The sequence below is a fragment of the Bacillus sp. S4 genome (assembly GCF_040838205.1).
GTDB lineage: Bacteria > Bacillota > Bacilli > Bacillales > Bacillaceae_G > Bacillus_A > Bacillus_A cereus_U.
Map to the genome: position 1 here is coordinate 1 of NZ_JBFPJI010000159.1, position 7,157 is coordinate 7,157.

The window sequence follows — 7,157 nt, forward strand, 5'->3', positions numbered from 1 at the left end:
TAATAATCAGTGGGGGATGAACAAAACCCCCACTGATTAAAGTTTCACTTTATGTATGATTCCTTTGAATTTTAAATATTGGCATGAAATTTGCTTATAAATATATAAACGATCGATAAAGGGGGCTTCAATATAGTGCTAGATTTAAAAATGTATGTAAACGGTGAATGGATAGATTCTAGTAATCAAGAGAAAAGAACGATTATTAACCCTGCGAATGGCAAGGGTATAGCATATGCACCTGAGGGAACGATTGAGGATGCAAAATACGCGATAGAAGTGGCAAGAGCGGCTTTCGATAGTGGAATTTGGTCAGAAACATCCACTGCTGAAAGGGCATCATATTTATTTAAAATAGCAGATGAAATTGATAAAAATATAGAAGAATTAGTATACCTTGAAACAATGGATAATGGGAAAACGTACCGTGAGGCAGAAGGAGATATTGGAGATGCAGCGGCTTGTTTTCGCTATTATGCCGGATTGATTACAAAGCCAGATGGTCAAACATATCATGTAGCCGATCCGATGCAAGCGATGGTTGTAAGAGAGCCAGTTGGTGTTTGTGGATTAATTGTTCCATGGAATTATCCACTATTGATGAGTGTATGGAAAATTGCACCTGCTTTAGCAGCTGGAAATACAATTGTGTTTAAACCTTCTGAAGTGACACCAATCACTGCAACAAAGCTATTCGAAATCCTTGAAAAAGTAGGGCTACCAAAAGGTGTTGCCAATATGGTAATGGGGGCCGGTCCAATAGTAGGAAATGAAATTGCAGCGAGTAATAAAGTGGACATGATTTCCTTTACAGGTGGAACAAAAACAGGTAAGCACATTATGAGAACAGCGGCAGATAATATGAAAAAGATTTCGTTAGAACTTGGAGGGAAATCTCCAAATATTATTTTTGCAGATGCAGATTTTGAGACCGCTATTGATTATGCTCTATTCGGTATTTATGCAGGTAGCGGACAAGTATGTTCAGCAGGATCAAGAATCCTTGTAGAAGAAAAGATTTATGATAAATTTGTTAATAGTTTTGTAGAGCGAGCACAGCAAATTAACGTTGGGCCTGGTGATAATCCAGAATCAGAAATGGGGCCACTTGTAAGTCAAGAACATATGGAAAAAGTATTACGTTATATTGAAATTGGGAAAGACGAAGGTGCAAACGTTGCTTGCGGAGGTAGACGAATAATGGAGGATGGAAAAGGTGATGGTTTCTTTATTGAACCAACAGTCTTTGTCAATGTAAAACCTGATATGCGTATTGTCCAGGAAGAAATCTTCGGTCCTGTTGTGGTAATTCAAAAGTTTAAAGACGAACAGGAAGCAATTGAGTTGGCAAACGGTACAGACTATGGTTTGGCTGGAGGGGTATTTACAGTTGATGGTGCAAAAGCAATGCGTGTGATTCGCAAACTTCGCGCAGGAATTACGTGGATTAATAGCTATCATCCAACATACAATGAGGCACCTTGGGGCGGATATAAGCAAAGTGGTATAGGTCGTAGTCTAGGAACGTTTGGTTTAGAAGAATTTCAAGAAATTAAGCAGATTAATATAAATCTAGAAGTAGAACCAATAGGCTGGTTTGCAAATAAAAAAAATGTAGGAGTGAAATAGATGGGAACGAACGTAGAAAATAAATTGAATGAGAAAGATGTAAAAGGTTCGAATGTAAATGAGTATATTACGAAAGTACTACAGTTAATTGAAAAAGAAAAGGTTACTGAAGAAGAGGCGAACTGGATTCAAAAAGAAACAGTAGATGGATTTAGAGAGCATGTAAACCCTGGTTTTCTTGCTTATAGAAAAACAGTAACAAAAGATGGACAATTTGCAGCAGTAGAATGGTCAGATGAAGGATCTTGTTTCATGGATATTAACGGTAAAAGATATATTGACTGTTTAGGTGGATTTGGAATTTATAATGTTGGTCACCGTAATCCGAAAGTGGTAAAAGCTGTGACAGATCAATTAAAACGTCAAGCATTGCACAGTCAGGATTTACTGGATCCACTTCGAGCAATGCTTGCAAAGATTTTAGCGGATATTACACCGGGTGATTTGAAATATTCCTTCTTTACAAACAGTGGTACAGAAAGTGTGGAGGCAGCATTAAAACTAGCAAAAATGTATAGTGAACGAACAACTTTCATTGCTACAACTCGTGCCTTCCATGGTAAGAGTCTTGGTTCCTTATCAGGAACGGCAAAAGGAATGTTCCGTAAGCCATTCTTACCATTGATTCCGGGTTTTCGTCACGTTCCATTTGGCGACATTGATATGATGAGAAAAACATTTGAGACATGTGCATTAGTAGGAGAAGATGTTGCAGCAGTTATTTTAGAACCAATTCAAGGAGAGGGCGGTATTATTTTACCTCCAGAAAATTATTTGAAACAAGTACGAGAGCTTTGTGATGAGTTTGGATCACTCCTTATTTTTGATGAAGTACAAACTGGAATGGGACGTACAGGAAAAATGTTTGCTGCAGAATTATATGATGTAGTGCCGGATATTATTTGTCTTGCGAAGGCGTTTGGTGGAGGTGTAATGCCGGCGGGAGCTATTGTTGCGAAAGAAGATGTATTCAAAAGTTGGTTTGAAAATCCATTTATGCATACAACAACATTTGGAGGAAATCCTCTTGCATGTGCTGCTGCAATTGCAACAATTCATGTATTATTGGAAGAGAAATTACCGGAACGAGCTATGGAAGTTGGGGAGTATTTCTTGAATGGATTGAAACAAGCAGCAGAAGGGCACGAAGATAAAATCTTTGAAATTCGTGGTCAAGGTTTAATGATTGGGATTGAATTCCATAAAGACGAGATTGGTTATGAAGTGTCAAAGGCGATGTTTGATCAAGGTATTCTTGTTGCGGGTACATTAATTAACTCAAAAACAATTCGTATTGAACCATCCCTTACAATTAGTTATGAAGAAGTAGATACAGTGATTAATACGTTTAAATCTGTGCTAACTCAAGTAAAAGTAAAATAAATTTCGCAAAAGGTTATATGTGAATTCAAACGATTGAAACTATAATTAGAATAGATTTACCTGTATTTTATTACAGGAAGGCAGTGTAACGAAAAAAGTTACACTGCCTTTTTATTACATTTTATTCCGCTATTTGCGGGCAGTAAGACTCCCACCTCGAAATTCGGCGAATACGAGGAAGTTATGTTGTAAGTATTTACATATAATTTGTCTTAGTGTACTATTTAACTAACACACTAAGACAGGAGGGGGAAAATGAAAATCGAGTTTTCTCCAAACACACCAATTTACATTCAAGTAATGGAATGCATAAAAAAGGAAATTGTAACAGGACATTTATTGTCTGGTGATAAAATTCCCTCCGTACGTGAATTAGCGAGTGAATTGCAAGTAAATCCAAATACGATTCAACGTACATTTCAAGAGCTAGAACGGGATGAAGTTGTTGTAACACGTAGAGGAATGGGACGATATGTAACGAATGAAGGGGAGAAAATTATGGAGCTGCGAAAAGATATGGCGAAAGAATTACTTCATTCTTTTATAGATGGAATGGACAATTTAGGTTTTTCAGAAGAAGAAATTCTTTCAATTCTTCGTTCTTCATTAAATAAGAAAAGGGAGGAGAACGAATGACAGAGCTATTAAGAATAGAGAATCTATGGAAGCGATACGGATTGAAAGCGGTGATCCGGGAATTAAACATAGAGATTACAGAAGGAAAAATCGTTGGGCTTGTTGGAGATAACGGGAGCGGGAAAACGACGTTATTGAAAATGATTGCAGGCTTGCAACATCCTTCAGAAGGTAGCATAGCAATTAACGGTAAAAAAATAGGGTTAGAGACGAAAGAAATCGTTTCATTTATGTCTGATAAGCCAGTCTTTGATGATTGGATGACTGTAAAAGATGCATTATTCTTTTATAGAGATTTTTATAAAGACTTTGATATTCAAAAAGCAGTAGATACGATTGCGGAATTTAAAATACCATTAGAAGAAAAAATTACAGCATTATCAAAAGGTATGGTTGAAAAGCTTCAAATTATTTTAACGTTTTCTCGAAAAGCGAAGTTATACATACTGGATGAACCACTTGGCGGGATTGATCTCGTTTCTAGAGAGCACGTATTGGATCTCATTCTACAATTTTATAGAGAAGATTGTACGATACTAATCTCAACTCATTTAATAAATGAAGTTGAAAATATTTTTGATGAAGTAATCTTTTTAAAAGATGGAGAAATTGTATTGTATGAAAATGTGGAAGAGTTACGTTTTCAGAGAGGGAAAGCAGTTCATGAATTGTTTAAGGAGGTGTTTAGTAAGTGAAGTCGTTACTTTCTTATTTATGGAATGTGAATAAGAAAAAATATATTGTTACTTTTTTAATTTTTGTGTTAATTGAAGCGATTTTATTTTCACAAATGAGTGTAAAAAAGAGTGAAACAGCTGTGATAAAACAAGAAGCGATATTCGGATTTATTATTATGATCTTCATATTTTATGTATTGTATATGTTTTTACAAACGATGAAGTCGTGTTCACGTTTACTAACAAATCCATTGCTACGGGTTACAGCGATATCTGGGAAACAATATGTTTTTTCTATCCTTATCTTCTTTTTTATTGTAATGGCTATATGGTATGGAATATGTGGAATTCTTTTCTATGTGGGTTATGTATTAGCATTTCCTACGACGTATGTATATATAGATGCAAAAGAGGTTATGCAAGCAGGTATAATAAATAATTTAATATACACAATGAGTGATTTGTTTGAATTTTCATTTGCGGTGTTACAAATTTTATTAGCAGTTACTCTCGTTAAATTGCTTACTAAGAAGAAGAAGATACAAAATATAATGATTGTCATTATTTCTCTAATAGTAAGTATATCGATTACTTTAGTGACAACATTGCTAGGGAAATTAGCTCCAGCTTTCCAAGGGTTGCGAAGAGTAGAATATCGTAGTGAAAGTGACAATCTGTTTATTGATATGTTTCAAGAAAATGGATTTAATATGTTTAATATAAGTTTTATGATAATTGTTAGTGCCTTACTAGTATATGTAATTGCTTATATCATCGACAAAAAACTAGAAGTCTAAAGGAGGAGTCAGCATTGGGAAACGTAGTAGTGAAATTAGAAAATGTTCGAAAAAAGATTGGTAAGACAGAAATTATTCGGGGCTTATCATTTGAGGTTCAAGAAGGAGAAGTATACGGGTTCCTTGGACCGAACGGTAGTGGTAAGACGATGACAATTCGTATGATGACAGGTCTTATTTCGATGACAGAAGGTGATATTACAATTTGTGGCCATAGTATTCGCACAGAGCGTGAAAAGGCGCTAGAGCAAATTGGAGCGATTGTAGAAAATCCCGAGCTATATGATTATATGACAGGAATGCAAAACTTAAAGCAGTTTGCAAACATGGCAATTACCCCAATTAGTAAAGAGCGTATCGCTGAAATTATAAAGCTTGTTGATTTAGAGCATGCCATTCATAAAAAGGTGAAAACATATTCACTTGGAATGAAACAACGCCTAGGAATCGCACAAGCGTTACTTCATCAACCAAAAATATTAATTTTAGATGAACCGACAAATGGATTAGATCCAGCTGGTATTCGCCAAATTCGTGACTATTTACAACGATTAGCGAAGGAAGAAAATATTGCAGTCATTGTATCAAGTCATTTATTAAGTGAAATTGAATTAATGTGTGACCGCGTCGTTATTATAAAGCAAGGTGAGTTTGTGCAAGAGTATAACTTACATGAACAAGCGAAGCATGATGAAACGGTAGTTGTAGCGTTTGAAGTAGATCAAGTTCAGAAAGCAAATGAAATCATTAAAGGTAAGGAACAAGGGAATGTAATTGTGACACCTATAATGAAAGAAGAGATTCCGCAAATTGTAAAAGAGCTAGTAAATGCTGATGTACTCGTATACGGTGTTACTGTTCAAAATAAAACGTTAGAGGATGAATTCTTAGCGATTACAGGGGGAGTGAAAGCGTAATGTTTAAATTAATTCAAAATGAATTTTTGAAGTTACATGCGAAAAAAGGTATGTATATTTTAATAGGTGTAATTGCAGCATTGGAGATTTTGGGAGTTTTAGCGATGCTGAAATGGGGCGGAGGACATGAGTTTAAAGGATCATATTTAGATTTTGTAAGTTCAGAGATTGGTTTAATTACCTTGTTTGCAACAATTTTTGGAATTACGATTGCTTCTCGTACAATTACTGATGAGTTTCAAAAAGGTACAATTAAGCAGTTATTAATCCGTCCTAGAAAACGAATTACAGTTTTGTTCTCTAAATATATTACAGTGTTACTTACTATATTATTTATCATATTTGCTAGCACGTTAATCGCAATGATTATTGGTGGGATTGTAATGGATGGTAGTAAAACAGAATTAACGTTAGGAATCATAATGAAGTCCATTTTATATCAAGTACTTTCACCGTTCTTCTTTGCAACTCTTGCCTTTTTCTTGGCAAACGTATTTAGAAAGTCTGTATTACCATTAATTATTACGTTGTTCCTATTTTTCTTGCAAGGAGCAATTAATATGGTGCTAATAATGTTTGCAAAAGGTGTAGCGAAATTTGTTGTGTTCTTCCATTTAAATTTAAGTGTTTACGACAGCAATAAATTAGTAAGTGGCGGAGTAGAACCACCATTTACAGAATTTACGTTTACAACTTCATTGTTACTTGTAGTTGCATACTTTGCAGTATTACTTGTAGCATCAAGTGTATTATTCCAAAAACGTGACGTATTATAATAGAAAAAATCCCCGTGTTAACGGGGATTTTTATTAACCAAATTTTTTTGATTTATATAGTTTTTAAGTGTGGCAAATACATATTTACTTAGGAATATAATTGTAACTAAGTTGAAGAACATCGATATCGTATATCAAATAAGGTCGTTATTATATAATTTAATAGATATGTTGTCCGAAAATATTTGAGAAAAATAGGAAGATTTTCAACTATATTCATATTATAATTTAGTTATTCGGCCATTTGTGGGAGAAGGGCTACCCATAAAACACTGATTAAAGTTTCACTTTATCCCGCATTAACGGGCAGTAAAACTCCCACCTCAAAATTCAGCTGGAGCA

At 34.9% G+C, this 7,157-nt stretch carries 7 protein-coding genes; all 7 read left to right on the forward strand.

The window, feature by feature from the left end:
* The first annotated feature begins 135 nt into the window (after positions 1-135).
* Positions 136-1,629 (forward strand): aldehyde dehydrogenase family protein, encoded by a 1,494-nt coding sequence (locus AB3X48_RS14680; RefSeq protein ID WP_002158716.1) that lies wholly within the window; start codon positions 136-138, stop codon positions 1,627-1,629.
* A complete protein-coding gene (locus tag AB3X48_RS14685; protein WP_016104264.1) occupies positions 1,630-3,012 on the forward strand; it encodes a putrescine aminotransferase in 1,383 nt (460 codons plus the stop codon).
* A 255-nt stretch (positions 3,013-3,267) separates the two neighbouring features.
* Positions 3,268-3,648, forward strand: coding sequence for a GntR family transcriptional regulator (locus AB3X48_RS14690; RefSeq protein WP_002158714.1), 381 nt, complete (start codon positions 3,268-3,270; stop codon positions 3,646-3,648).
* A complete protein-coding gene (locus AB3X48_RS14695; RefSeq protein WP_199715347.1) occupies positions 3,645-4,343 on the forward strand; it encodes an ABC transporter ATP-binding protein in 699 nt (232 codons plus the stop codon). Before AB3X48_RS14690 ends, AB3X48_RS14695 begins: the two co-directional genes overlap by 4 nt.
* Positions 4,340-5,122: an ABC transporter permease gene (locus AB3X48_RS14700; protein WP_088098842.1), complete on the forward strand. Its 783-nt coding sequence runs from the start codon at positions 4,340-4,342 to the stop codon at positions 5,120-5,122. The genes AB3X48_RS14695 and AB3X48_RS14700 overlap by 4 nt, the downstream gene beginning before the upstream one ends.
* A gap of 14 nt (positions 5,123-5,136) precedes the next feature.
* Positions 5,137-6,039, forward strand: coding sequence for an ABC transporter ATP-binding protein (locus AB3X48_RS14705; protein ID WP_002158711.1), 903 nt, complete (start codon positions 5,137-5,139; stop codon positions 6,037-6,039).
* Positions 6,039-6,815 (forward strand): ABC transporter permease, encoded by a 777-nt coding sequence (locus AB3X48_RS14710; RefSeq protein WP_016104267.1) that lies wholly within the window; start codon positions 6,039-6,041, stop codon positions 6,813-6,815. Before AB3X48_RS14705 ends, AB3X48_RS14710 begins: the two co-directional genes overlap by 1 nt.
* Positions 6,816-7,157 lie beyond the last annotated feature (342 nt).